This window comes from Dyadobacter sp. CY351, assembly GCF_021502625.1.
Classification (GTDB): Bacteria; Bacteroidota; Bacteroidia; order Cytophagales; family Spirosomataceae; genus Dyadobacter; species Dyadobacter chenhuakuii.
The window spans coordinates 153,913-178,690 of record NZ_JAKFFU010000006.1 but is presented as its reverse complement, the minus strand read 5'-3'; the positions used below and the strand labels follow the sequence as shown (position 1 = coordinate 178,690).

Sequence of the window (24,778 nt, the reverse complement as noted above, 5' to 3'; positions counted from 1 at the left end):
CACCGAACCAGCGGAATTAAATTCAAGCTCCCTTGACGGTCACATTTTCAAAAAAAACCATCCCCATTCGATCAATGTGACCAACAAGATCCTCATTTTCAATTTGATGGTAAAGTGCCAAATCTATCATGTAAGGAAGCAGTAAATCATCCAGTTCTGTTTCAATTCTGAATTGATCTGACAAAGTGAGTTTGTCTCCTACTAGCACTAAATCAATGTCGGAGCCGTTGCGGAAGTTTCCTTTTACGCGCGATCCGTAGAGGATTGCTTTTTCTACGTTCGGATACTTTCGAAAAACATTTTGAACTGCGATAATTGTTTTTTCTGACAGGCCGTACATTATTCTTTTTTGGCTATTATAGATTCCATTTTTTCTTGAAATGCTAAGAACAGAGGATAAAAATCACGGACAATGTTTTTATAAATCTGTTCGGATATTTCTTCGTTATAAGTATGGCTGGTAAGATTTCTATTCTTGATCATTTCCATCCAGTTATCGCCGTCCATGATCAGATCAACACTAAATGCCTGGCGTGTTGCATCCCTCGAACCTTTTATCTCCGAGTTGCCCTGATAAATAAAAAAATCCTGCATCACCTTCCAGGCCAATTCATGCGTAAATTCAAACGCCTGTATAACGCCTTGCCTTTCAAGTTCACTTAACGCACGTTGCGTATCCAGATGAACAGCTTCACCTAATTTCGCAAGTGCTTTTTTATAATTTTCAAACCGCTGTTTCCAACGAATATCCTGCTCGTCCATATCTTGTTGTTTGATAGAAGATTGCTTACTTTATTTAGCCTACCTACTTGCCGATACAGAAGCGGGAAAAGATGTTTTCTAATAAGTCATCCGTAACAATAGTCCCAGTAATCTCCCCCAAATGAAACAGCGACAACCGAATATCCTGCGCCAGAAAATCCCCGGTAACCCCCGTTTCCAACCCATTCAAAACATCATTCAAAGCATCATGTGTTTTCACCAAATGCTCGTAGTGACGCAAATTCGTTACCACAGTATCGCTGGCTGATTGGCCGTAAACCATTGAAACCAATTTATTGGTTAGCTGAGATAATCCGGTTTGTGATTTTGCAGAAATTGAAATGACATTCTCTTGCAGCGCGCCTAAACTTTCAGCCGCTATTTCTCCAATATCAATCTTGTTCAAAACATACAAAACTTGCTTGCCATCTGGCAGTAATGCCCTGAGTTGCTGGCTTTCCTGCAAGGTTTCCAAACTGTCGAAAAGGAAAATGACGATATCTGCCTTTTCCATCGCCGCTTTCGAGCGTTCAATGCCGATGGATTCCACAAGGTCGGTCGTTTCCCGGATGCCGGCGGTGTCAATAAAACGGAATTTCAGGCCTTCGAGGACGATGGTGTCTTCGATCACGTCGCGGGTGGTGCCGGCAATGCTGGTAACGATGGCTTTTTCTTCGTTTAGCAGCGCATTCAATAAGGTGGATTTGCCGACGTTGGGCGAGCCGATAATGGCCACCGGGACGCCTTCTTTTAACGCATTACCTAAATCGAACGACTCGATCAGCGGGCCGATGGCCGCTAATAATGCATTGATCAATCTGCGTAAATCTTCGCGTTCGGCGAATTCTACATCTTCTTCACCAAAATCCAGTTCGAGTTCGATTAAGGATGCGAAGTGGATGAGTTCGGTTCGTAATGAGGCAAGTTTTTTGGAAAACCCTCCCCTTAGCTGGTTCAGCGCAGTTTTGTGGCTGGCTTGCGAATCGGCGGCGATGAGATCGGCTACGGCTTCTGCTTGGACTAGGTCAAATTGGCCATTTAAAAATGCCCGTTGTGTGAACTCGCCGGGCTTGGCGATCCTTGCTCCTTTTGAAATGAGGAGTTTCAATATTTGCCTGATAATGTAGTCAGAGCCGTGACAGGAAATCTCTATCGAATCTTCTTTGGTAAAAGATCTGGGCGTTTTAAAAACCGTTACGAGGACTTCGTCGATAATTTCCCCGGCTGCCTGGATTGTTCCGAAATGTACGGTGTGGGTTTCGGCTTCTTCCAGGTTTTTTCCCTTAAAAATGGATTTTACCATGGAAATGGACCGAAGCCCGGAGACGCGGATCACGGCAATAGCGCCTACGCCTGAGGGAGTTGCGAGCGCACAAATAACTTCTTGCTGGTGGATTGGCATTGCATTCATAGTGCAAATATGCGACTAATTGATCTGGTTTGATAGACTATTAGCACTTTGAATTTCGTACCTTTGGGCATTTTTCGACCGGATTGGTTGTTACATTTTTTTGAACATCTCCCTTTTTTGAATTGTGCTGACTGAAACATTGCCCATCGTTACCCACCAGCTTCCGGTTATGGAGGCCTTTTACACCTTGCAGGGTGAAGGCCAGCATAGCGGTCGGGCTGCTTACTTTATCCGCTTAGGCGGCTGCGAAGTGGGCTGTCACTGGTGCGACGTGAAAGAATCATGGAATGCGGACCTGCATCCGAAATATAACATTAACAACATTGTCGACGGCGCGCTGCAGTATCCCGGCCGTCTGGCTGTGATAACGGGCGGCGAACCTTTAATGTATAACCTCGACGAGCTGACGGGCCAGCTGCAAGACGCAGGTTTTAAAACCAACATTGAAACATCCGGCGTATATCCGTTCACAGGACATTGGGATTGGGTGTGTTTTTCTCCCAAAAAATTTAAAACACCACACCCGGACATCTATAAAAACGCCAACGAGCTCAAAGCGATCATTTACAACAAAAGTGATTTTGAATTTGCAGAGTCGCATGCTGCACTCGTCTCCGGCGAATGCACGCTGCTCTTACAGCCCGAATGGAGTAAGCATGAGGTGATGCTGCCTTTGATAATTGAATATATCAAAGACAATCCCAAATGGAAAATGTCGTTACAAACCCACAAGTATATGAACATTCCCTAATGCACCGCGCCGCCATATTTTTGCTTTTTTCCTGTCTGTTTATTTCAAATTACACGCATGCACAGGATGCAACATTGTCCCGGAAAGCCCGGGAAACCTATGAAAAAGCGCAGCAAGCCTGGCAGGCAAGAAAGCTGCCCGATGCCATTGCGCTTTTTGAGAAAGTCCTGGAACAGGAACCCAACAGTTACGACACGAACCTGAGGCTTGCGCAGATCTACGAGCTGCAACGCAACCCGGATCTCACCAAAAAATACTACGCAAAAGCCATTCAGCTAAGACCAACGGCGCCGCAGACGGCGGCAGCGCTGCAATGGTTTGGACGCCATCATTTTGAAGCGCAGCATTACGATTCGGCGCAGGTCTACTACGAGAGAGCATTGCCATTGTTTCCCGCAAAATCGAGCCTCGCCCGGCTTGCGGAAAAATCAATAGCATCTTCCAAATTTGCCCGGGAGGCAATCAAAAATCCTTTAAGCATTCAGAAACAGTCCCTGGGCGACACGGTCAACTTCCTGAACACGCAGTACTTCCCTGTTATGACGGCGGATGATGAAACGTTGATTTTCACCGGCCTGACCGAGAACCGTGACGAAAACATTTACACCACGCATCGTATCAATGGTAAGTGGGACGTGCCGGAGGAAATTTCCAAGTCCATTAACACAACCAATAACGAAGGCACTTGCACTGTGTCGGCGGACGGACGAACATTGGTTTTCACGGCCTGCAACCGGCCGGATGGTTATGGAAGCTGCGATCTATACATTTCACGCAAAGAAGGCAAGGATTGGAGTGCGCCGCTAAATCTGGGTCAGGAAATCAATACACGCGACTGGGAATCGCAGCCATCTTTATCGGCCGACGGCCACTTGTTGTACTTTGCTTCGGACCGTAAGGGCGGACAGGGCAAGCGCGATATCTGGGTTACCAAACTTGATGATAAAGGCAAATGGGCGGCGCCAAAAAACCTGGGGTCACACATTAATACGCCCGATGAAGAAAATGCACCATTCATTCACGCCAACGGCAGAACGCTTTTTTATGCCTCAAACGGCTTTCCTGGCATGGGCGGTTTTGACATCTTTATCTCACAGCGCACGGACACTGTATGGTCGCAATCCAGGAACATTGGTTATCCTATTAACACCATAGCCGACCAGGTGGGACTTTTTATCGCTTCGGACGGGCAGAAAGCTTATTATACAGACGACGGTTCGGAAGGAAAAGGCCGCTCGCTGCTTTATACATTCAATTTGCCCCAAGAGGTGAAGGATATGATCGTGCCTACACGCTATGCGAAGGGAAAAGTGTTTGATAAAAAGACAAACACGCCGCTGGCTTCTGCTATCGACCTTTTTGATCTGAAAACACAACAAAAAGTCGGCGAATTCTCGTCGGATGGCAAAACGGGTTCTTTCCTGGCCGTGCTCAACAGCGGAGGTGAATATGCTTTTTATGTATCCAAACAAGGTTATCTTTTTAAAAGCCTGTCATTTACAGTGAATGATTCCACATCCTTTGTTGACCTGGACATTCCTTTGGAGGCCATCGAAAAAGACCGGGCAGAAGTGCTCAATAATATATTTTTCAAAACAGGTGAATACAGCCTCGATGAAAAATCGAAAGTCGAGCTTGGGAAAATGGTTGACTTTTTGAATAAAAACAAAACTGTAAAAATTGAAATTTCCGGTCATACCGATGATGTAGGTTCCGACACGGAAAATATGGAATTATCAAGGCGAAGGGCGCAATCCGTGCAGCAATATCTGCAACAGTCGGGGATTGTTGCCGACCGGATCACATTCAAAGGTTATGGGGAGACGCAGCCTGTTGCTGCAAATGACTCCCAGGAAAACCGCCAGAAGAACCGCAGAATCGAGTGGAGGATCCTCTAATTGAATTTGCATAAAGAATCGAAATTTTGCACTTTTGTCGATCTGCCAATGTTGTAATAGACGAGTACAACTTAGTTCGTAAACATTCGTCGTTAACATTTAGTATCCATATAATATGACACCCGAGAAAGTATCCTGCTTAATCATTGGCTCCGGTCCTGCCGGATATACAGCCGCTATATATGCATCCAGAGCAGGGTTGAATCCTGTACTTTACCAAGGCGCGCAACCAGGCGGCCAGCTGACCATTACCACGGAAGTTGATAACTATCCGGGCTATCCGGATGGGATTACCGGTCCTGAAATGATGGTCAATTTCGAAAAACAAGCCAAACGCTTCGGAACAGATATCCGTTACGGATTGGCTACGGCGGTTGATTTTACAACACATCCGCTCAAAGTGACTATTGACAACAAGCACGAGATCGAAGCCGATTCAGTGATTGTTTCAACCGGTGCTTCTGCCAAATGGCTGGGGCTTCCTGACGAAGAGCGCCTGAACGGCCGCGGCGTTTCTGCCTGTGCGGTTTGTGATGGTTTCTTTTTCCGAGGACAGGATGTGGTAGTCGTGGGCGCTGGTGATACAGCGGCTGAGGAAGCAAGTTACCTTGCCAAATTGGCCCGTAAAGTGTACCTGCTCGTTCGTCGCGATGAAATGCGTGCTTCCAAGATCATGCAGAAACGCGTAGAAATGTTGCCGAACATTGAAATTCTCTGGAATACGGAAACGGTAAAGCTGAACGGAGAAGAAGGACTTGAATCTGTTTTGGTAAAAAATAATAAAACGGGCGAGGAGCAACTATTGCAGGCAACCGGTTTCTTTGTAGCGATCGGACATAAGCCTAATACGGATATTTTCAAAGGATATCTGAACATGGACGAAACCGGCTACATTCAGACTATAAAAGGAAGTGCTTGCACCAACATTAAAGGTGTATTCGCTTGTGGTGATGCGCAGGATAATGTTTACAGACAAGCCATCACTGCTGCCGGAACCGGATGTATGGCCGCGTTGGACGCCGAGAGATTTCTAATGGAACTTGAAGTAGAAACCATCATTGAGGAAACAGCATAAATAATTTGCCCAACCCCTAATTTGAATCAGGCTACATTGTCATGTTTTAGCAAGCAATGTAGTCTGATCTGATTTTTTTATACCTATGAAAGTAAAGCTTATTGTAAGTTTGCTAATGACCGTGTGTTTGATCTCCTGGAACACGCAAGCGCAAGAGCGAGGAAAATTCAAAAGAAATCCCAAAATCAATCAGTCCGGAAACAATGCCAACGAAGGACCTACAAGGATAAGCACACCGCAGCCCGAAGACGAATACCAGGTAGAAACCTCCAATCTCAGATTCCAAAGCCAGTTCGAGCCGGTAAAACCGCTCAACCCCGTCGTAAGCGAGGACACAACCACCCTGGACGAAGGCGAAACCGAAGTCGTAGAAGTTGTTGATTCCCTGCTGGTTGCAGATGAATGGGTAAAATCTGCTGAATATTACGTAATCTGGGATGCACGCACCATTAACCCCTACGGACTCAGCCCGCTGGAATTCGACGAACCCGTTGACATTACATTATACGATCCCGCAGTAAACAGAATGTGGGCCACACCCATGATCGACACCAAGCCTACTTCCAATTTCGGCTACCGCTGGGGAAGATGGCATAATGGGAGCGATCTGGACCTGGAAACGGGCGATACAGTGCGCTCGACCTATGACGGAATGGTCCGCATTGTTGCCTTCGACGGCAGCGGATACGGTCGTTTTGTTGTTGTAAGACATTATAACGGTCTCGAAACACTTTACGGGCATTTATCCAAACAACTTGTTGAATCGGGGCAAATCGTAAAAGCTGGCGAAGTGATCGGCTTGGGAGGAAATACCGGCCGCAGTACGGGATCCCATTTACATTATGAAAACCGCTACGAAGGGAATCCATTCGACCCGAGAAATATTTTTGACTGGGAAAACAAAGCCATCAAGTCTGACCATTTCTTGCTAACCAGCAATGTATGGAGCCATTTAAGGGGTAAATCGAACAAAAGCGAGTTTGCATCGGGCGATGCTCCCGTAGCCTACACCCGCTCTATTTTGCATAAAGTGCGCTCGGGTGAGACATTGTCTTCCATAGCAGGTCGGTATGGTGTCAGCATTTCATCCGTTGCCAGAAAAAACCGCATTTCTACCCGCTCTACTTTGAGAATCGGGCAGAAACTTCGCATCAAATAAAATCCATATTATGAAACTAGATATCCTTGCCATCACAGCTCACCCTGACGATGTCGAACTTTGTTGTGCCGGAACATTGCTGTCGCAGATTGCATTGGGAAAAAAAGTCGGGATTGTAGACCTCACACGCGGCGAGCTCGGCACGCGCGGGACGCCCGAAGGCAGGATTCAGGAAGCTAAAAATGCGGCGGCTATCATGAACATTGCTGTACGTGATAATGTAGGTTTAGCCGATGGATTTTTTGCTAATAACGAAGCACATCAGAAAGCGATCATTCCATACATCCGTAAATATCAGCCCGATATCGTTATTACCAATGCAATTACCGACAGGCATCCGGATCACGGCCGTGCCGGACAGCTCGTGTCGGACAGTTGCTTTTACTCTGGTTTGCGGATGGTGAAGACGTTTGATGAACAAGGCAATGAGCAGGAAGCATGGCGGCCCAGGCAGGTTTTCCACACCGTACAGGACCGCTACATTACGCCCGATTTTATCGTTGACATAACCCATGTCCATGACAAAAAAGTAGAAGCGATCCGTGCATTCGAAAGCCAGTTTTTCGTGCCTTCCTACAACAGCGACGAGCCGCAGAGCTACATTTCCTCCCCTGATTTCCTCGAATTTGTAATCGCCCGCGCCCGGGAAATGGGCCACGCGATCGGTGTGACTTTCGGAGAAGGGTTTACGACTTCCAGAAAGCTTGGCGTGCGGGATCTGTCGGCGTTTATTTAAATCTTTTCTTGCCCGATATTGTTAGTTAAAATAGTCCCGCGTCCAACTATTTGCGCCGGCATATCGTATATTAAGAAAACATCAAAATGATAAACAGCATGAAGAAGCCAATCGCATTCCTGCTTGCAGGCATGTTCGCATTAATGCTGCAAAGCTGTTACGGACAATCTTCCCCGGCACAGAAAGAGCAGAAAAAAACACCCGCATATTCCAGGAAGGATTCCGTTGCGGTTAATAAAAGCAACGAAGAGTGGAAAAAGGTCCTTTCGCCGGAAGTTTACGAAGTAGCGCGCCTGAAAGGAACCGAGCGACCATTTACCAGTGAATACGAACATTCCAAAGAGGTAGGCACATTCTATTGCGCCGTTTGTGGCAATGCACTTTTTAAAAGTAATGCCAAATACGAAAGCGGATGCGGCTGGCCGAGCTTCTTTGAACCGATCAGCAAAACCTCCATTTTGGAAGCGGCAGACAACTCCCACGGCATGCGTCGCACGGAGGTAATGTGCGGCAAATGCAAATCGCATTTGGGACACGTTTTCGAGGATGGCCCGCCTCCTACCGGACTTCGTTATTGTATCAACGGCGTGGTGCTGGATTTTGAAAAAGCCAAAACCGCCGAGAAGAAATTCAACAGCAAAAAGAAAGCAGAAAGCGGAAGTTGAGTTAGCACTGACTCGCTACGGACATTAAAATTTGATTAAGACACTTACCAGGATTTCAGGCTAACGAACTTGAAGTCAGCGGTAAGTGTTTTTTTTTGTTAGTCCATAGCAGACTTAATCTATAATCTCCTTTAAGTAATTTGTTCTGATTCTAAATAATGCATATGTTTGCCCCCGCTTATGATTAGTCTAAATAAGCAACCTCTCACATTTCCTGACAAAACAACTATTTGAAAAGAATGCTACAACATTTCAACTTACGCAATGTATTGTTTGCGTCCATGCTGGTCGCGGGGTTATCCTCCTGTTCAGACGATGAAGAAAGGCCTATCGATCCAAGCCCGGGCCCGGAGCTTCGCACCAAGATCGATTACGCAAAAATCACCCCTACAACACCTTACAAAAGCCTTTTTATTGACACCAAAGGCGATACTACTGTTGATCTGACGTCCGGGAATGCACGTTTCAAGATGTTCCAGGCGCTAAATTATTACCTGGGCTCGGCAGTGCGGGACAGCACACAGGTAACTGCGGCTGTGATGAAAAATATGTATGCGAATACAGGTAACCCGTTCACGGATATCAGCACATCAACCATTAATGTTAAAGGCGCGGACCTGAATGCTTCGGGTGTGCAGTTGCGCGATGTTACAGCTTCTTCAAAAACTGCCGCAGAAGCAGATGCTGCGCGTGCGCACCTGGAAACCAGTTTTGCCGCCCTGGAAGCAGCAAGCAAATCGGTAAAGGTGCCTGCGGCGAAAGGTGTTGCAGGTAAACTTGGAACATATCTTGTTGATTCAAAAGGAATTGAGCACGGACAAATCATTCAAAAAGGCCTGATCGGTGCTTTGCAAATGGATTACATTGGTAATGTGCTGTTGGACAGAGGTTTGGAGGTAGACAATATTTCATTGGTTTCGGGTAAAAAATATACGGCTTTGGAACACAACTGGGACGAGGCATATGGACTGCTTACTTTGAACCCGGTATACCTGGCAGGCGCTACGGATGCTGCGAGGACTTCCAACGAGTCTTTTATCGGTTCATATATTTGGGAATACAATAAAGCAAGTTATGCTAAAATCCATCCTGCGTTTGTGAAAGGACGTGTGGCGATCGTGAACATGGATAACGCCGAGGTGAAAACGCAGGCAACATTTATCAGAACGGAAATGGAAAAAGCGATCGCTTCTGCTGCACTGGGTTACCTGGGTAAATGGAAAAGCGGAACAACGGACGCTGCCCGTGCACATGCCATCGGCGAAGGACTTGGTTTCATTTACTCCCTTCGTTACTGTAAGATCAATGGTGCGGACGCTGCTTTTTCTGACGCGTTGTTGCTAGGCTTGATGGGCTCTCCGAATGGATTCTGGGACCTTACCAACGACAAGATCAATGCTGCTTCGGATGCGATAACGGCAAAGTTCAAGTTATAAAATTCAGGTCTTGACCTGTTTCAGGGTGGATTGACGGCTTTGCTGTCGATCCACCATTTGTTGTTTAAAACCTGACTACTCATGACAATGAAAAAATATCTGCCCATTTTGCTGACCGTGTTCTTCCTGGGCTGTTCCGATTCAAAGGAAAAAACCGAGCCGGAACCAGTTGAGGATGGGAAGGACCGCAAAGCCATGCTTACGCATCTTGCCGACAACATTATCATCCCTTCATACGACAATTTCCAGGGCAAGTTTGATGCCATGGTAACCAAGTCCAATGCATTCATCGCCAAACCGGACGCCGCCACGCTTACAGATTTCCGCGCAGCATGGGCCGACGCCTACACAGAATGGCAAAAGGTCGAGCTCTTTGATTTCGGACCGGGAGAAAAGCATACGATCCGCAATTTCTTCAACATTTACCCTGCCAGCGAACAAGGCATCGGCGCAAACATCGCCAATCCGGCTGCCAGCCTGGAAACACCGGACTCCTACCCCCGCCAGGGATTTCCTGCGCTTGATTATCTGATCAACGGCATAGGTGCAACCGACGCGGCCATTGTTGCCCAATACACAACAGCGCCCGGTGCCGCCGCCAAACTTGCTTACATCAAGCGCGTTACCGATCGCATGGACAGCATTCTCGATAAAGTTACCAGTGAATGGAAAGGTGCGTATAAAGAAACATTCGTTACTAAAACAGGACTCGATATTGGCTCTTCAACTTCCTTGCTGGTTAATGGTTATGTACTTCATTACGAGCGTTATATTCGTTCCGGGAAGTTTGGAATTCCTTCGGGAGCCATGCTCAATGGCATTGCCGCGCCTGAAAAAGTGGAAGCATTCTATAAAAAAGATATTTCTCTGGCACTTGCCAAAACAGCGCACCAGGCTTATGTCGATTTTTTCAATGGAAAAAGTGTAAAAGCGGACGGAACCGGGCCGTCTCTGAAAACTTATCTGGATGCATTGGGTGCCAAAGACAGCGGCACAGGCAAACCCCTTACCGAGCTGCTTAATGCACAATTTGATGCAAGCAAATCCAAGCTTAATGCTTTGAAACCGAACTTATACGAAGAGGTAAAAACCAATAATCAGGTAATGAAGGACACTTATACCGAAATGCAAAAAGCAGTTCGTATGCTGAAAGTGGACATGACCTCGGCAATGAGCATTACCATCACCTACACCGATAACGACGGCGACTAAACGCATCATTCATGCGGGCATATTTCAACCGATATTCTCCGGCTGCAACGCTGGCCTTATTCCGGGTCATTTTCGGCATCATGCTCTTTTTGAGCATTTGCCGTTTTTGGGCAAAAGGCTGGATCAGCGACTTGTATATTTTACCAAAATTTCATTTTCCCTTTTTCGGCTTCGAATTCATCCGGCCGTTGGGAGAATGGACTTATGTTTTATTCGGGGTTTGCGCCGTGGCTTCCCTGCTGGTTGCTGCCGGGTTGTTTTACAGGTTATCGGCCATTATGCTCTTCCTATCTTTCGCTTACATTGAGCTGATGGACAAAAGCACTTACCTGAACCACTACTATTTTGTGAGTATGGTAAGTTTTATGCTGATTTTCCTGCCTGCACACGCATCATTTTCTTTTGACGCTTACCGAAACAAAAAGTTACTGGCCGACCAGCTGCCCAGCTGGTGCATCGACAGCATCCGGTTACTGGTATGCATCATTTATTTTTACGCAGGACTGGCAAAGCTCAACAGCGACTGGCTTTTACACGCATTACCATTGAAAATCTGGCTTCCTTCGCAGAATGATCTGCCCGTGATCGGTGGTCTATTTAATTACAAATGGACACCCTACCTGTTCAGCTGGGCTGGCTGCGTTTACGATCTGAGCATTGGATTTTTGCTTTGGAACAAAAAAACGCGTCCCTATGCATTCATTTCCGTGATCATTTTTCACTTATTAACGGCCATTCTGTTTCCGATCGGCATGTTTCCATACATTATGATCGTGACTGCGTTCGTTTTTTTTCCGGGAGAAATGCACCAGAAAATCATCGACGCTATTAGTTTTGCTTTAAATCTGCCGATCCGATTTATCAGGCCAAAGCGCTCGTACATTGTTTTAGGCATTGCCAAACCCTTACTACTGACCGTTTTTGCACTGTTTTTTATATTCCAAATCACCTTTCCGTTCCGTTATCTGATGTATTCCGATGAGCTTTTCTGGACGGAGGAAGGTTACCGGTTTTCCTGGCGGGTTATGCTGATGGAAAAAGCCGGTTACACGCAATTCACGGTCACCGACGCCTCAGGCAAGAAACAAATCGTCAATAATAACGACTTCCTGACGCGCTTGCAAGAAAAAATGATGTCCACCCAGCCCGATATGATCCTGCAATACGCACACATGCTCCGCGATCATTACGCGGCGGCGGGTTTCGAAACGCCACAGGTCTATGTGGATTCCTATGTGGCGCTCAATGGCAGAATAGGCAAGCCGATGATCGATCCGGCGGTGGACCTGGCCAAACAAACTGATTCTTTCCAACACAAATCCTGGATTATTCCTTTCAATGATGAGATCAAAGGGCTTTAACATTATCATTTTTTTACTGGCCCTTTCATGTGTCGCCCATGCGCAATCGCGCACTTCCGACAAAAAAACGCCAAAACCGGACAGTGCTGCCGCCACTTCCGGCATTTCCAGCGACCAGAATTTAAAGGAACTGACCGTGACCGAAAAAGCAACGGATTTCGGTTTCTCGCGCCTTCGCGGAGTTGAAAATATGGGCATTTACGAAGGCAAAAAATCCGAGGTTATCACGCCCGATCAACTCGTTGCCAACCTTTCTACCAACAATGCGCGGCAAGTTTATTCACGGGTTGCAGGTCTTAATATTTGGGAAAATGACGGCGGCGGATTACAGCTGAGCATTGGTGGCCGCGGCCTGGATCCCAACCGGACCTCCAACTTTAATGTTCGCCAGAATGGCCACGACATCAGTGCGGACGCATTAGGTTATCCTGAAAGTTACTACACCCCTCCTATCGAGGCCGTGGGCCGGATTCAAATTGTCCGCGGGGCGGCATCGCTGCAATATGGCACACAATTCGGCGGGTTGATCAATTTTGTAATGCGCAAGCCTGTGGCAGACAAAAAACTGGAAATCACTGCCCGGCAAAGCGTCGGGTCTTTTGGCTTTTATAACACATTCACCAGCGCCAGCGGCACGGTGGGAAAGCTGAGTTACTACACTTTTTTTCAATACAAAAAAGGCGACGGCTGGCGGGAGAATTCGCATTTTCAGAATAAAACAGCATATGCAGATATCGACTATAAGATTTCGGATAAAACCAGCATTGGCATTGATGTCACACACATGGATTATCTTGCTAAGCAGCCGGGCGGCCTTTCTGATGCGATGTTTCTGCAAGATCCAAGGCAGACCAACCGTGAAAGAAACTGGTTCCAGGTTGGCTGGAACATGCTCGCCCTGCATTTTGACCAGAAATTAAGTGAAACCAGTGATTTCAATGTAAGGCTCTTCGGACTTTCAGCACACCGCTATTCACTGGGTTTCAGGCCCAACCGTGTTGCGACGATCGATGACAATAGCGAGCGCGATTTGATCAAAGGTAATTTTACGAACTGGGGCGCTGAGGGGCGTTATCTGAAAAGGTATTTTGTAGCCAAAAAACTGTCTGTACTGCTCGTGGGCGGGCGTTTCTATCATGGCTATAATCACAGTTTGCAGGGCGTAGGGACCAGTGCCAAGGATGCTGATTTCAATTTCGTCGAGCCAGAGCGCTTCATTACTTACGATTACCGCTTTCCAAACAGGAACGTATCGCTGTTTGCAGAGAACATTTTTTATCTCTCCGACCGGCTCTCCATTACGCCGGGTGTAAGGTTTGAGTATATAAAAACAACCGCAGATGGCTTCTATGGCAACATTTCACGCGATCTGGCAGGCAACATTATCAATATTACACGCACCGAGGAAAATCGTAAAAACGGGCGTCATTTTGTGCTGGCAGGTGTCGGTGTCAGCTATAAGCCACATTCAAATGTGGAGGTTTACGGAAATATTTCGCAAAACTACCGCTCGATCACATTCAGCGACATGCGCATTTCAAATCCTTCCTCCGTGATCGACCCGAACCTGAAAGACGAAAAAGGTTACAGCATCGACCTCGGTTTCCGAAGCCATCAGACTGCATTTTTCAATTACGACGTCAGCCTTTTTTATCTCAACTATAACAACCGGATCGGAGAAGTGCAGTTTTACGACGAAAGCAACCGGGTTCTTAGGCTGCGCAGCAATGTGGGCCAGGCCATTATCACGGGTGTTGAGTCGTATGCAGAAGCTGATTTTTTCAAACTGGCAAACCCGGAAGAAAAGGAGTGGAGCACTGTGGTCTTTGCCAACATTGCTTTCATAAAATCAGAATATAAAAACAGCGAAATTCCTGGTGTTCAGGGCAATGAAGTTGAATTTGTTCCAAAGGTAAATTTAAAGACCGGTCTGAGAGTTGGATACAAAAAGCTGAAAGGTTCCTTCCAGCTAACGCATCTGACCGACCAGTTTTCGGAAGCAACCAATGCCGTTGAAGGAGGCGTTTCGTCCGTGGTAGGCATTATTCCAGCATACAAGATCATGGATCTCAGCCTCTCCTACGAGTGGAAGCGCCTGAAACTAGAAACCAGCATCAACAACCTCACCAATGAAATGTACTTCACCCGCCGCGCCACCGGCTACCCCGGCCCCGGCATCCTCCCCTCAGACGGAAGAGGTTATTACGTGACATTGCAGGTTAAGATTTAATCCTCAAACTTCCCCAGAATGATCCCGAAATGAAAGCCCAGGGCCAGGCTGGGTAGGAACTCACTTTCGTTGGGTGTGTCGTATTCGAACCAGCGGTCGGAGCGGGGGATTCTGGTGTTGTCGGGGAGGTCGGTGATGGTTCGCACGCGGATGTTGCGGAAGCCTAATCCTGCGAAAAGATCAAGCGCTATCCGGCTGCTGAAATAGAACTGCATGCCGGCTTTAACATGACCGGCATGCACCATGCGCCTGGTTTTTACAAGTGTATTTTCAACGTAACCACAATTGCCCCAGGGCTGGTCACATTCCATTCCAACCCATTTATTATCCCTGTAAATCACTTTTTTCAATAGCAGTTCACCAGCTATGTAGGGTTTCATGCGGCGCCTCGTCAGGTAATAATAACGCAGCTGCGTCCTGCTTTTGAAGACTTCCTTATTGGGCCGGTCAACTCCCTGGCTGTACCAAGTGTTCATTGCGGCCGGACCATAGCCTAAATCCTGCTGTAAAGACATCCCTGTGGTACCTAACGGAACTTCGACTCCGAATTGAACTGCATTATCAAAATCAAAAAGTGACAAGGGCGCAAATTTTACGATCACATGCTTTTGCGCCGTTTCAGCATCTATCTGACCAAAAGAAGCGAGTCCCGACAAGCAGCAACCCACAAAAACAGCTAGAAATAACCTCATAGGACAGGGATTTTGCTTAAAAATTCGATATTGTCCGCATTGTCGTGCTTGTATTGGAAAAGGCCTTTTCCGCCAGTAACAATCATATGCTTATTCCTGACAATGATATCGTAAGCGGGCAGATCTCCCATTGTCTCTTTAAAAACAGGCTTGGTAGGATCGGTGATATCCAGCACGGTAAGCCCGACGCTTCCCTCGCACACAAACAATCTGTTTCCCGAGACACCCAGGCCGTAAGGCGAGGTCATTCGTTGTGTGTGGACCATTTTCGGCGCGGCCGGGTCACTCACATCCACGACGTCAAGCGAGCTGACTGAATTTTGTACCCGGCAAGTAACACCGCTGCGCAATGTTACATACGCGTATTTTCCCTGCACCACCACCGGATCGCATGATTGGATATGCTGAAATTTGCTCTCTAACACGGGGTTTCGCGGATCGGTGTTGTTAAAAATATACATGCCGTCCATGGCTCCTATATAAAGGTTGTCGCGGTAGGGAAATATGGTTTCTATCCCAACGCCCATATCCTTTTTTACCGCTTTGACCGGATTCGCCCCGTTTTCAATGTCATACACTTCGAGCGATTGCTTAGTAACGATGTACAGCGTATTGCCTGTTATCGCAAACCTCGCCATCGAACCGCCGGAGCCTGTTTGCGGGTTCAATGCTGAATCGTTTCCGCCATCCTCACAGCCGGTCAGGATCAGCACTAATCCAAGAATAGCGAGTCCTGCAAATAAAAATGGAGCAATTTTTTTCATGGTTAACTTTCGTTTTCTGCCTTTCACTTGAATATTCGGATATTTCAATGTTGCTTACCGGAAGCAATTGGGCCGCTTTGCCATCGGCACTTTTTCCCAACCTGTCACAATGCCTTTTTTACTTTCTACGCATTCAAAATATACATTGCTGACAGGCGGATAGTCAGTCCCCGGAACAGCGTTGGGAATTGTCTTGGTAAGCTTGGGCGATTTTGGATTACTAATGTCGAAAACGACCAGATTTGTGAGATTATCCGCATATAGAAACGCCCCTTTCGCTGCCATGTCGTAATTTCCGGCAATGGAAATGAAGGAGATGTTCTTCGGGTTTTTAGGATCCGAATTATCGACAACGTGAATGCCATGGCCGGATTCATTAATGAACAGATAATCGTCGAGCACATATATCTTCCCTGGTTTTGACAAAGGCTGCGCTGCGATGACCTCTATCCTGGCCGCATCTTCGGCGGAGCTGTACCTGGGCCGGTAACCTGTGCCGTCGAAAGGAAATCGCTCAGAAGGATCATTGCTATCTGTGATGCACGAGGCGACGATGATAAGAAGCAGGCATAGATGTAAAAGATTTTTCATTGTGCAGCCATTGGGTTTTGCCGTTTTTCTTTCAGACACAATGTTGCATAAGATAGTTGCAAGTAAAATACTGAATTTTCAAACTTATCAAGCCATGAAACCAACCATTGCCGTATTACCGTTTGCAAACCTGAGCTACGATCCCGAAGAGGAGTATTTCAGCGACGGGGTTACCGAAGAGATCATCAATGTATTAAGCCGCGTTCCAGGCTTACAGGTTGCGGGAAGGACTTCGTCTTTCATTTTTAAGGGTCAGAACCAGGATCTGAAACACATTGGCGAGCAGCTCAACGTGGAGCACATTCTGGAAGGAAGCATCCGGAATTCGGGCGAAAAATTGCTGATCAATGTGCAGCTTATCCGTGCTGCGGACGGGGCCAACATTTGGTCTGAGCATTATGACCGTGACTTGGACGACATTTTCGAGGTTCAGGACGAAATCATATTGGCCATCATGAATGCGATCAAAGTCCAGCTTCTGGGTGATGAACCCATCAGCACATTCAAACGATACACCAACAATAAAGCGGCTTACCAGCTCTATCTGCGCGGCCGTTTTTACCATAACAAGTTTGACGGGCCGGACACATATCAGAAAGCCATCGGCTATTTTGAGTCAGCCATTGACCTGGACCCCACCTACTCGATCGCTTACTCCGGCATTGCGTCGTGTTATCTTAATATGTGGTTTTACCGGCATCTTCCTGCGGCTAAGGCGCTGCCGCTGATGAAGCATGCAGCCGAGCAGGCCCTTGCACTCGACGACGGCATTGCGGAAAGTTATCTTGCCATAGCGAGGATGCAAATGCTGCATGAATGGGATTTCAAAAGCGCATCCGCCTCTTTTGCCAAAGCATTGGAACTGAACTGGAACGCGGCCGACCTTATCGGGCAGTACGCGCTCTATCTCGCACTGAGCGATCGTTATGAGGAGGCGTTGGAAAAAACTGCCCTGGCATTATCCCTCGAACCCTTTTCACTGATCAATAATTTTTACGCAGCGTATGTTTATTGGATTGCAGGAAATTTCGAAAAAGCCGTTGAACAGGGACAGAAGCTGGTGGCTCTGGAACCTTCATTCTGGGGCGGCCACCTGATCATTGGCCTTAATCTGATCACGCTTAGGAACTATCCGGAAGCACAGGAAGCGCTGGAAACGGCTTTGGAAATCAATTATAATGGCATTACACTCAGTGCATGCGGTGTGTTGTTCGGATTGTCTAATGAAACGGAAAGTGCCCGCGATATCCTCACCCAAATGACCTCGCTGAGCAAAACACAGGTGGTTTCCAATTATGATATGGGCATTGTAAATGCTTCCATTGGCCATGTAAGCGAGGCCCTGGTCTATTTCCAGGCTGCTATTGACCATCATGAGCCGCCGATGCTGTTTTTCAAATTCATTGTCCGCGACTGGCTTTCCACCTCCGGCCAACAAGCACATTATCAGCTGCTTATTGATCAGATTATCAAGTAATTGACTTCTTTATAGTGCCACGGATGCACGAATAGGCACGAATGCGATTAGTGTCCATTTGTTCATCCGTGGCATGGCCACCTCTTCCATTCCTCCACGCCGACCGTTTAATAAGTTCCGCCAAAAAGAACTCAGGGTGAACCGCTTAGCCGATAGTAAAGTGTCCGGTTTTCTTACTTTTGCAATTTGTAAAACCCTAATCGGACCCTATGAAAAAACTTTTCAAAGTTATCGGAATCATCATTCTTCTTTTTGTTGTAGTGGCTGTTGCGGCTGCTTCCTATGTTACATTAGCACTTCCCAATGTCGGCGATGCGCCGGAACTTACAGTTGAAAGAACGCCCGCCAGAGTGGAACGCGGCAAGTATCTCGCCAATCATGTCACTGTCTGCATGGACTGCCACAGCACCCGCGACTGGAACCTGTTTGCTGGTCCGATTACAGGTGTGGATATGGGTAGCGGCGGCGAAATCTTCGACCAGAAACTGGGTTTCCCCGGCAAATTTATTTCCAAAAACATCACACCCTACGGCATAGGAAACTGGACCGACGGCGAACTTTTCCGCGCAATTACAACGGGTGTTAATAAAGATGGGAAAGCAATGTTTCCGGTTATGCCTTACCATGCTTATGGCAAAATGGACCCCGAAGATGTACATAGCATTATCGCATATTTGCGGACGTTGAGTCCCGTTAAAAAGGACATTCCGGCCTCCGAGCCCGACTTTCCGGTTTCAATTTTAATCAATACTATGCCAGCAAAGGCAGCGCCGGGCAAACGTCCTTCCGAAGATAATATTCTGGCCACAGGCGAATATCTGGTAACATCCGCATCCTGCGTGGATTGCCATAGCAAGCGGGAAAAAGGCAACATTGTGCCAGGCAGTGAATTTGGAGGAGGACAGGAATTTAAACTGCCATCCGGAACCGTCACTTCTCAAAATATCTCACCAGACGTTAAAACCGGGATCGGTTCGTGGAGTGAGGATGCCTTTGTGAAGCGCTTCAAAATTTACAAGGACTCAAATTACGTAACCCCCAAAGTAGGCCCGAAAGATATGAACACCGTGATGCCCTGGGCCATGTATTCGGGCATTGAAGAAAAAGATTTGAGAGCGATGTATGCCTATCTGAGGACCCTCGAACCAAAAAATAACATGGTTACCAAGTTCGTTCCCAACTGATCCAAACCTGATTTCTCTTGTTTTGTAACTGCTACTTTACCGCAAAATAAATTGGATATTGTTATAGTAAGAAAAGATTGACGTCTGCTTAGGACGAAACATCCTGTTTATAAACAATGCTTATAATTGGATGTATATACTCAACGTTAAGAAAATGGGTCAATTCTTCGGGATTGGCCCTTTTCGCTTATAATATAGTTTCTTCAAGCATCCGGAACTCCGCCGAAAGAGTAAATCTCGCGGTCCAATTGATTATCTTGTTAATTAATAAAACATTTTGCCCAAAAAATACCATGTCGACCGGGTAGCTAAGGCAAAAGACTATGTTTTACCTCTGCCGGTGATAGCGTTGCTGGGCAACCCAAATGGGAAGCAGAATGCGACCTGGCAGTAGTCATAGGCAATTGATTTTTTTAACAAAAAGATTGAAGGATGCTGAGTAACAGAATATTTATCGGCGCTGGGATTCTCATCATTGCCGTATCTTCCTTTTTCTGGCTTTCAGGCTCGCTAGCCCCTTCCTCGGTGGATTACAACACCGAGGTGAAGCCTATTTTGAATAAACATTGCATGGGCTGCCACGGTGGCGTGAAAAAGGCGGGCGACGTAAGCTTCCTGTTTGAACACGAAATGCTCGAACCGGGCAAATCGGGCAAGATCCCCGTGGTGCGCGGCGACGCGGACGCCAGCGAAATGATACGCCGCATATTAAGCGATGATCCCGATGAAAAAATGCCCAAAAACGGCACGCCATTAAAGGAAGAAGAAATTGATATTCTGGAAAAATGGATCAACCAGGGAGCCAAGTGGGAAACGCATTGGTCTTATAAAAAAATTGAAAAACCCGATGTGCCTTCGCTGAATGGCTTTAGTAACCTGTTTGGCTTGTTCGATAATGAAGAGAAAAAGTGGGCTACGAACGAAATTGACCATTTTGTTCTGGATAAATTAAAGGATAAGGGACTCCATGTGTCTGCCGAAGCCGACCGGGCAACATTGATCCGCCGTGTCAGTCTGGACTTGACAGGGCTGCCACCTACTGAGAAGCAAGTCGCTGATTTTATCAATGATAAATCTGAAAACGCCTACGGGAAAGTGGTCGATCGACTGCTCAAATCACCCGCATACGGAGAGCGCTGGACGTCTATGTGGATGGATCTGGCGCGCTATGCGGATACAAAAGGCTATGAAAGTGATGGCGGCAGGACCATGTGGCGTTACCGCGATTATGTGGTCAAATCTTTTAATGAGGACAAGCCATTTGACCAGTTCACCATTGAGCAGCTGGCGGGTGATCTGTTACAAAAAGACAAAGACGGCTTCCCGCTGGAAGAGAACATGATCGCCACTGGATATCACCGCAACACCATGACCAACAACGAAGGCGGCACCGACGATGAAGAGTTCCGGACCGCCGCCCAGATCGACCGCGTGAACACAACCTGGGAAGTGTGGCAGGGAACCACATTTGCTTGTATACAATGTCACAGCCACCCTTATGACCCCATTCCGCATGAGGATTATTACAAATACATGGCGTTTTTCAATAACACGCGCGACGAAGATGTGTGGGACGAATGGCCTAAGATGCGTTTTTATAAGGGCGAAGATTCTGTCCGCGTGGAGCGTGTCAAAAGCTGGATCAGGCAAAATAAACCGGAGCAGCTGCCTCAGGTTACGCAGTTTATGAAAGTGATGGAGCCTAAAATTAACGCACATAATTTCGTGAAAGGTGACCAGTCCACGGTCCTGCTGATTTCCTATTATGGTGTAAAAAACAATGGGAATGCAAGGATTGCCCAGGTGGATCTTTCCGAGGCCGACAATGTGGTTATGAACGTGTCAACCAAAGCCCAGAACGCTGTTCTTTCCCTGCATCTGGACAAGCTGGACGGACCCGTAATCTCGCAGATCAAGGTGCCCGCCAGGGACTCGGTGATCATTGCACCGCTGACAAAAACGCCTGGAAAACACGACATTTTCCTATCCTTAAAAAGTCCTAATAATCCGGAAGAATGGGTGCGCATCACCTGGATGTCGTTCCAGAAAGCTTTACCAGGCAAGGACAAACCTGAATACAACAACATTGTAGCCGACTATGCCACCGTGTTGACGCGCCAAACCGAGAGTATGCCTGTAATCTGGGAAGGAAAGGGTGATTTTGCACGAAAGACAAATGTCTTTGTAAGAGGGAACTGGATGGTAAAAGGCGCAGAAGTGAAACCAGACGTGCCCAAGCTCCTGGCTCCTATGCCCAAAGACGCACCAAGAGACCGTGTAGGCCTGGCCAAATGGATCGTAAGCCGCGATAATGCATTGACCTCCCGCGTGATCGTAAACCGGTTCTGGGAGCAGTTGTTTGGAAAAGGAATTGTGGAAACAGTAGAAGACTTCGGTTCCCAGGGAGCCGAGCCCACACATCCCGAGCTGCTGGACTGGCTGGCAGTCAAGTTTATGGAGGAAGACAAATGGAGCATTAAAAAGATGCTGAAAACAATCGTAATGTCATCCACTTACCGTCAGAGCTCCAAAACGGACGAGAACAAACTAGAAAAAGACCCGTACAACATCTGGATATCGCGTGGCCCGCGCGTAAGGCTTAGTGCCGAGCAGGTTCGCGACCAGGCGCTGGCATGCAGCGGTTTGATCTCGGATAAGATGTATGGGCCGGGCGTCATGCCACCTCAGCCGGATAAGATCTGGCAATCGCCTTACAGCGGTGAAAAGTGGGTTTTAAGCGAAGGAGAAGACCGTTACCGCCGGGGAGTTTACACTTACTGGAAGCGGACGGCCCCCTACCCTTCGATGGTCACATTCGATGCGCCGAGCCGGGAATTCTGTCAGTCGCGGAGGATTTTGACCAATACACCTTTGCAGGCACTGGTTACATTGAATGATCCGGTTTATCTGGAAGCAGCCGAAAAGCTGGCAACCCGGATGCAGCAGCGTGGAAAAACGCCTGAACAGCAATTAAAAGAAGGTTACCGCATGCTCACATTCCAGAACATTGAACAAAAAAACCTGAATGTGCTCGTAAAAGTGTACAAACAGGCCCTTGACGCCTACAAGAAAAAACCAGTGGAAGCAGACAGCATCCTGGCCTACGGAAAAGAGCGCACCCCCGAACTGGCCGCGCTCACCATCTCAGCCAATGTGATGCTGAATCTTGATAATGTCATTACAAAGGAATAGCTCGAACATCTCTGGCCCAGGGATGTTCGAGCCGATGGCTCTTTTTGATAAAAACCAGGCATTGGCTGGAACAAGTTAGTTAAGCACTTTTCTTCTCTTGCCCAGGGTTGAAACCCTGGGCAAGAGAATGTTCGAGCCGATGGCTCTTTTTGATAAAAACCAGGCATTGGCTGGAACAAGTTAGTTAAGCACTTTTCTTCTAAGCCCAGGGTTGAAACCCTGGGCAAGAGAATGTTCGAGCCGATGGCTCTTTTTGATAAAAACCAGGCATTGGCTGGAACAAGTTAGTTAAGCGCTTTTCATCAAAGACCAGGGTTTCAACCCTGGGCCAGAGAATGTTCGAGCCGATGGCTCATTTTGATAAACCAAGCATTGGCTGGAACAAGTTAGTTAAGCACTTTTCATCAAAGACCAAGGTTGAAATCCTGGGCAAGGAAATGTTCGAGCCGATGGCTCTTTTTGATAAAAACCAGGCATTGGCTGGAACAAGTTAGTTAAGCACCAAAAGCCCCGTCAGGGGCGAACGATATTCAAGACTCGGGATTCATCCCGGGTTAAAAAACGGGTCAACAAGCAAAAGCCCATGTCCGGGATTCATCCCGGGTTAAAAAACGGATCAACAAGCAAAAAAAGCCCCATCAGGGGCGCCAGATATTTTACCCCGGGATTTATCCCGGGGATTACCAAAGATCGAAATCATGCAAAACCTCAAAAAAGAACTCCAACATACAGCATTGCTTCATCAAACGCGGCGGCACTTTTTGCAGTCGGTGGGTTTTGGGTTGGGTGCCCTGGGCCTCGGCACAATGCTGGATTCCTGCGGACCTTCGACGACTGCAAACAATGCGGGTGGTGAAGTGGCCAAATCGCGTATTCCGCAGTTTGCGCCCAAAGCCAAGCGCGTCATTTACATTCACATGGCCGGCGCGCCGTCGCAGCTCGAACTGTTCGATTACAAGCCCGAATTGCTGAAATATCATGGCAAGGACTGCCCGGCGGAATTTTTAGAGGGCAAAAAATTCGCATTTATACAAGGCGTGCCGAAAATGCTGGGACCTCAGGGACATTTCGCACAATACGGGCAATCCGGCGCGTGGATGTCGGATTATCTGCCTTACCTGCAAACGGTTGCGGATGAGATCACATTTCTGAAAGCCATGCATACAGATCAGTTCAACCACGCGCCTGCACAATTGCTTATGCATACGGGAAGCCCGCGGCTGGGCAGGCCTAGTCTGGGCGCCTGGTCGGTTTATGGATTGGGTTCAGAAAATCAGAATCTACCGGGATTTATCGTGCTTGCTTCCGGCGGACAGCAGCCCGACGCCGGCAAAAGCGTTTTCGGCAGCGGGTTCCTGCCGTCGGTTTACCAAGGCGTGCAATGCAGAACGGGCGGCGATCCGGTTTTGTATGTGGGTGATCCTAGCGGCATGAACCGCGATATGCGCAAGCAGACCATCGAAGCCATTAATGAGATCAATAAACAAACTTATGAGGACGTAAAAGATCCAGAAATCCTGACGCGCATCAGTCAATACGAAATGGCTTTCCGCATGCAAATGTCCGTTCCAGAGGTGATTAATGTTTCCAAGGAGCCGCAATTTATCCTGGATATGTACGGCGTTAAGCCGGGGGAAGGCACATTTGCGATGAATTGCCTGCTGGCGCGCAAACTGGTTGAAAACGATGTGCGGTTTGTGCAGCTTTTTGACTGGGGCTGGGACGGCCATGGCACATCCAAAGACCATAATGTGGAAGGTGGGCTTCGTCAGAAATGCCGCGAATCTGATCAGCCCGTTGCAGCATTGATCAAGGACTTGAAAATGCGCGGGTTACTGGAAGAAACGCTCGTGATCTGGGGTGCAGAATTTGGAAGGACGCCCATGCAGGAGAACCGGAACGGATTGGTAATGCCATTCATGGGCCGCGACCACCATCTGGATGCATTCACAATGTGGATGGCAGGCGGCGGCGCTAAACAAGGATTTTCACACGGAGAAACCGACGAGCTGGGTTACTATGGCACCAAAGGCAGAACACATGTTCATGATTTACAAGCAACTATCCTGCATTTAATGGGCTTTGACCACGAAAAATTCACTTATCCTTTCCAGGGGCGCAATTTCCGGCTTACCGACACAGAAGGAAAGGTTGTAAAAGAAATTATTGCCTAGTACTAAAC

At 47.5% G+C, this 24,778-nt stretch carries 21 protein-coding genes; 15 read left to right on the top strand and 6 right to left on the bottom strand.

The window, feature by feature from the left end; genetic code table 11:
• Positions 1–22: 22 nt before the first annotated feature.
• From L0660_RS13235 to mnmE, 3 genes are read right to left on the bottom strand one after another with little or no spacing between them, the layout of a single operon-like run.
• Entirely contained in the window at positions 23–340 is a 318-nt protein-coding gene (locus L0660_RS13235) for a nucleotidyltransferase domain-containing protein (protein WP_235159896.1), read from the bottom strand.
• Positions 340–762 carry a nucleotidyltransferase substrate binding protein gene (locus tag L0660_RS13230; RefSeq protein WP_233796525.1) on the bottom strand — a complete coding sequence of 141 codons (423 nt, stop codon included), beginning with the start codon at positions 760–762 and terminating at the stop codon, positions 340–342. The genes L0660_RS13235 and L0660_RS13230 overlap by 1 nt, the downstream gene beginning before the upstream one ends.
• 43 nt (positions 763–805) lie before the next feature.
• On the bottom strand, positions 806–2,173 hold the full coding sequence (gene mnmE, locus L0660_RS13225) for a tRNA uridine-5-carboxymethylaminomethyl(34) synthesis GTPase MnmE (protein WP_235159895.1): 1,368 nt from the start codon (positions 2,171–2,173) through the stop codon (positions 806–808).
• Between the two features lie 169 nt (positions 2,174–2,342).
• Here mnmE and L0660_RS13220 point away from each other — a divergent pair, with 169 nt between their 5' ends.
• From L0660_RS13220 to L0660_RS13175, 10 genes are all read left to right on the top strand, one after another.
• Positions 2,343–2,924, top strand: coding sequence for a 7-carboxy-7-deazaguanine synthase QueE (locus tag L0660_RS13220; RefSeq protein ID WP_235160078.1), 582 nt, complete (start codon positions 2,343–2,345; stop codon positions 2,922–2,924).
• Positions 2,879–4,822, top strand: coding sequence for an OmpA family protein (locus L0660_RS13215; protein WP_235159894.1), 1,944 nt, complete (start codon positions 2,879–2,881; stop codon positions 4,820–4,822). Before L0660_RS13220 ends, L0660_RS13215 begins: the two co-directional genes overlap by 46 nt.
• A 115-nt stretch (positions 4,823–4,937) precedes the next feature.
• Positions 4,938–5,897, top strand: coding sequence for a thioredoxin-disulfide reductase (gene trxB / locus L0660_RS13210; RefSeq protein ID WP_233796528.1), 960 nt, complete (start codon positions 4,938–4,940; stop codon positions 5,895–5,897).
• Between the two features lie 85 nt (positions 5,898–5,982).
• Positions 5,983–7,056: a M23 family metallopeptidase gene (locus L0660_RS13205; protein ID WP_235159893.1), complete on the top strand. Its 1,074-nt coding sequence runs from the start codon at positions 5,983–5,985 to the stop codon at positions 7,054–7,056.
• A 10-nt stretch (positions 7,057–7,066) separates the two neighbouring features.
• Entirely contained in the window at positions 7,067–7,792 is a 726-nt protein-coding gene (gene bshB1 / locus L0660_RS13200; protein ID WP_235159892.1) for a bacillithiol biosynthesis deacetylase BshB1, read from the top strand.
• 98 nt (positions 7,793–7,890) lie between these two features.
• Positions 7,891–8,457 (top strand): peptide-methionine (R)-S-oxide reductase MsrB, encoded by a 567-nt coding sequence (msrB, locus tag L0660_RS13195; RefSeq protein ID WP_233796531.1) that lies wholly within the window; start codon positions 7,891–7,893, stop codon positions 8,455–8,457.
• Positions 8,458–8,696: 239 nt separating this feature from the next.
• Entirely contained in the window at positions 8,697–9,893 is a 1,197-nt protein-coding gene (locus tag L0660_RS13190) for a DUF4856 domain-containing protein (protein ID WP_235159891.1), read from the top strand.
• Between the two features lie 81 nt (positions 9,894–9,974).
• The gene (locus L0660_RS13185) at positions 9,975–11,105 is read left to right on the top strand and encodes an imelysin family protein (RefSeq protein ID WP_235159890.1); all 1,131 of its coding nucleotides are present in this window, start codon (positions 9,975–9,977) and stop codon (positions 11,103–11,105) included.
• Between the two features lie 11 nt (positions 11,106–11,116).
• Complete coding sequence (locus tag L0660_RS13180) at positions 11,117–12,466, top strand: HTTM domain-containing protein (protein WP_235159889.1); 1,350 nt, start codon at positions 11,117–11,119, stop codon at positions 12,464–12,466.
• Complete coding sequence (locus L0660_RS13175) at positions 12,444–14,696, top strand: TonB-dependent receptor domain-containing protein (RefSeq protein ID WP_235159888.1); 2,253 nt, start codon at positions 12,444–12,446, stop codon at positions 14,694–14,696. Before L0660_RS13180 ends, L0660_RS13175 begins: the two co-directional genes overlap by 23 nt.
• Here L0660_RS13175 and L0660_RS13170 read toward each other — a convergent pair.
• From L0660_RS13170 to L0660_RS13160, 3 genes are read right to left on the bottom strand one after another with little or no spacing between them, the layout of a single operon-like run.
• Positions 14,693–15,388, bottom strand: a complete 696-nt coding sequence (locus tag L0660_RS13170; RefSeq protein ID WP_235159887.1) for a hypothetical protein — start codon at positions 15,386–15,388, stop codon at positions 14,693–14,695. The genes L0660_RS13175 and L0660_RS13170 overlap by 4 nt on opposite strands.
• The gene (locus tag L0660_RS13165; RefSeq protein ID WP_235159886.1) at positions 15,385–16,152 is read right to left on the bottom strand and encodes an LVIVD repeat-containing protein; all 768 of its coding nucleotides are present in this window, start codon (positions 16,150–16,152) and stop codon (positions 15,385–15,387) included. The genes L0660_RS13170 and L0660_RS13165 overlap by 4 nt, the downstream gene beginning before the upstream one ends.
• Before the next feature lie 54 nt (positions 16,153–16,206).
• Positions 16,207–16,743 carry a hypothetical protein gene (locus tag L0660_RS13160; protein ID WP_235159885.1) on the bottom strand — a complete coding sequence of 179 codons (537 nt, stop codon included), beginning with the start codon at positions 16,741–16,743 and terminating at the stop codon, positions 16,207–16,209.
• A gap of 94 nt (positions 16,744–16,837) precedes the next feature.
• On the opposite strand from L0660_RS13160, the gene L0660_RS13155 reads away from it, so the two are divergent.
• The 5 genes from L0660_RS13155 (at position 16,838) to L0660_RS13135 (ending at position 24,770) form a co-directional block, all read left to right on the top strand.
• The gene (locus L0660_RS13155) at positions 16,838–18,220 is read left to right on the top strand and encodes an AraC family transcriptional regulator (RefSeq protein ID WP_235159884.1); all 1,383 of its coding nucleotides are present in this window, start codon (positions 16,838–16,840) and stop codon (positions 18,218–18,220) included.
• A 209-nt stretch (positions 18,221–18,429) separates the two neighbouring features.
• Positions 18,430–19,404, top strand: a complete 975-nt coding sequence (locus tag L0660_RS13150; RefSeq protein WP_235159883.1) for a c-type cytochrome — start codon at positions 18,430–18,432, stop codon at positions 19,402–19,404.
• A 432-nt stretch (positions 19,405–19,836) separates the two neighbouring features.
• A complete protein-coding gene (locus tag L0660_RS13145) occupies positions 19,837–22,596 on the top strand; it encodes a DUF1553 domain-containing protein (protein WP_235159882.1) in 2,760 nt (919 codons plus the stop codon).
• 335 nt (positions 22,597–22,931) lie between these two features.
• Entirely contained in the window at positions 22,932–23,090 is a 159-nt protein-coding gene (locus tag L0660_RS13140; RefSeq protein ID WP_235159881.1) for a hypothetical protein, read from the top strand.
• A gap of 204 nt (positions 23,091–23,294) precedes the next feature.
• The gene (locus L0660_RS13135) at positions 23,295–24,770 is read left to right on the top strand and encodes a DUF1501 domain-containing protein (RefSeq protein ID WP_235159880.1); all 1,476 of its coding nucleotides are present in this window, start codon (positions 23,295–23,297) and stop codon (positions 24,768–24,770) included.
• The last annotated feature ends 8 nt before the right edge of the window (positions 24,771–24,778 follow it).

What these genes read in the sequence shown, in the direction of transcription:
- L0660_RS13235 (WP_235159896.1), bottom strand. Translation starts at nt 340, where the DNA reads ATGTACGGCCTGTCAGAAAAAACAATTATCGCAGTTCAAAATGTTTTT.
- L0660_RS13230 (WP_233796525.1), bottom strand. Translation starts at nt 762, where the DNA reads ATGGACGAGCAGGATATTCGTTGGAAACAGCGGTTTGAAAATTATAAA.
- mnmE (WP_235159895.1), bottom strand. Translation starts at nt 2,173, where the DNA reads ATGAATGCAATGCCAATCCACCAGCAAGAAGTTATTTGTGCGCTCGCA.
- L0660_RS13220 (WP_235160078.1), top strand. Translation starts at nt 2,343, where the DNA reads ATGGAGGCCTTTTACACCTTGCAGGGTGAAGGCCAGCATAGCGGTCGG.
- L0660_RS13215 (WP_235159894.1), top strand. Translation starts at nt 2,879, where the DNA reads ATGGAAAATGTCGTTACAAACCCACAAGTATATGAACATTCCCTAATG.
- trxB (WP_233796528.1), top strand. Translation starts at nt 4,938, where the DNA reads ATGACACCCGAGAAAGTATCCTGCTTAATCATTGGCTCCGGTCCTGCC.
- L0660_RS13205 (WP_235159893.1), top strand. Translation starts at nt 5,983, where the DNA reads ATGAAAGTAAAGCTTATTGTAAGTTTGCTAATGACCGTGTGTTTGATC.
- bshB1 (WP_235159892.1), top strand. Translation starts at nt 7,067, where the DNA reads ATGAAACTAGATATCCTTGCCATCACAGCTCACCCTGACGATGTCGAA.
- msrB (WP_233796531.1), top strand. Translation starts at nt 7,891, where the DNA reads ATGAAGAAGCCAATCGCATTCCTGCTTGCAGGCATGTTCGCATTAATG.
- L0660_RS13190 (WP_235159891.1), top strand. Translation starts at nt 8,697, where the DNA reads ATGCTACAACATTTCAACTTACGCAATGTATTGTTTGCGTCCATGCTG.
- L0660_RS13185 (WP_235159890.1), top strand. Translation starts at nt 9,975, where the DNA reads ATGACAATGAAAAAATATCTGCCCATTTTGCTGACCGTGTTCTTCCTG.
- L0660_RS13180 (WP_235159889.1), top strand. Translation starts at nt 11,117, where the DNA reads ATGCGGGCATATTTCAACCGATATTCTCCGGCTGCAACGCTGGCCTTA.
- L0660_RS13175 (WP_235159888.1), top strand. Translation starts at nt 12,444, where the DNA reads ATGATGAGATCAAAGGGCTTTAACATTATCATTTTTTTACTGGCCCTT.
- L0660_RS13170 (WP_235159887.1), bottom strand. Translation starts at nt 15,388, where the DNA reads ATGAGGTTATTTCTAGCTGTTTTTGTGGGTTGCTGCTTGTCGGGACTC.
- L0660_RS13165 (WP_235159886.1), bottom strand. Translation starts at nt 16,152, where the DNA reads ATGAAAAAAATTGCTCCATTTTTATTTGCAGGACTCGCTATTCTTGGA.
- L0660_RS13160 (WP_235159885.1), bottom strand. Translation starts at nt 16,743, where the DNA reads ATGAAAAATCTTTTACATCTATGCCTGCTTCTTATCATCGTCGCCTCG.
- L0660_RS13155 (WP_235159884.1), top strand. Translation starts at nt 16,838, where the DNA reads ATGAAACCAACCATTGCCGTATTACCGTTTGCAAACCTGAGCTACGAT.
- L0660_RS13150 (WP_235159883.1), top strand. Translation starts at nt 18,430, where the DNA reads ATGAAAAAACTTTTCAAAGTTATCGGAATCATCATTCTTCTTTTTGTT.
- L0660_RS13145 (WP_235159882.1), top strand. Translation starts at nt 19,837, where the DNA reads ATGCTGAGTAACAGAATATTTATCGGCGCTGGGATTCTCATCATTGCC.
- L0660_RS13140 (WP_235159881.1), top strand. Translation starts at nt 22,932, where the DNA reads ATGTTCGAGCCGATGGCTCATTTTGATAAACCAAGCATTGGCTGGAAC.
- L0660_RS13135 (WP_235159880.1), top strand. Translation starts at nt 23,295, where the DNA reads ATGCAAAACCTCAAAAAAGAACTCCAACATACAGCATTGCTTCATCAA.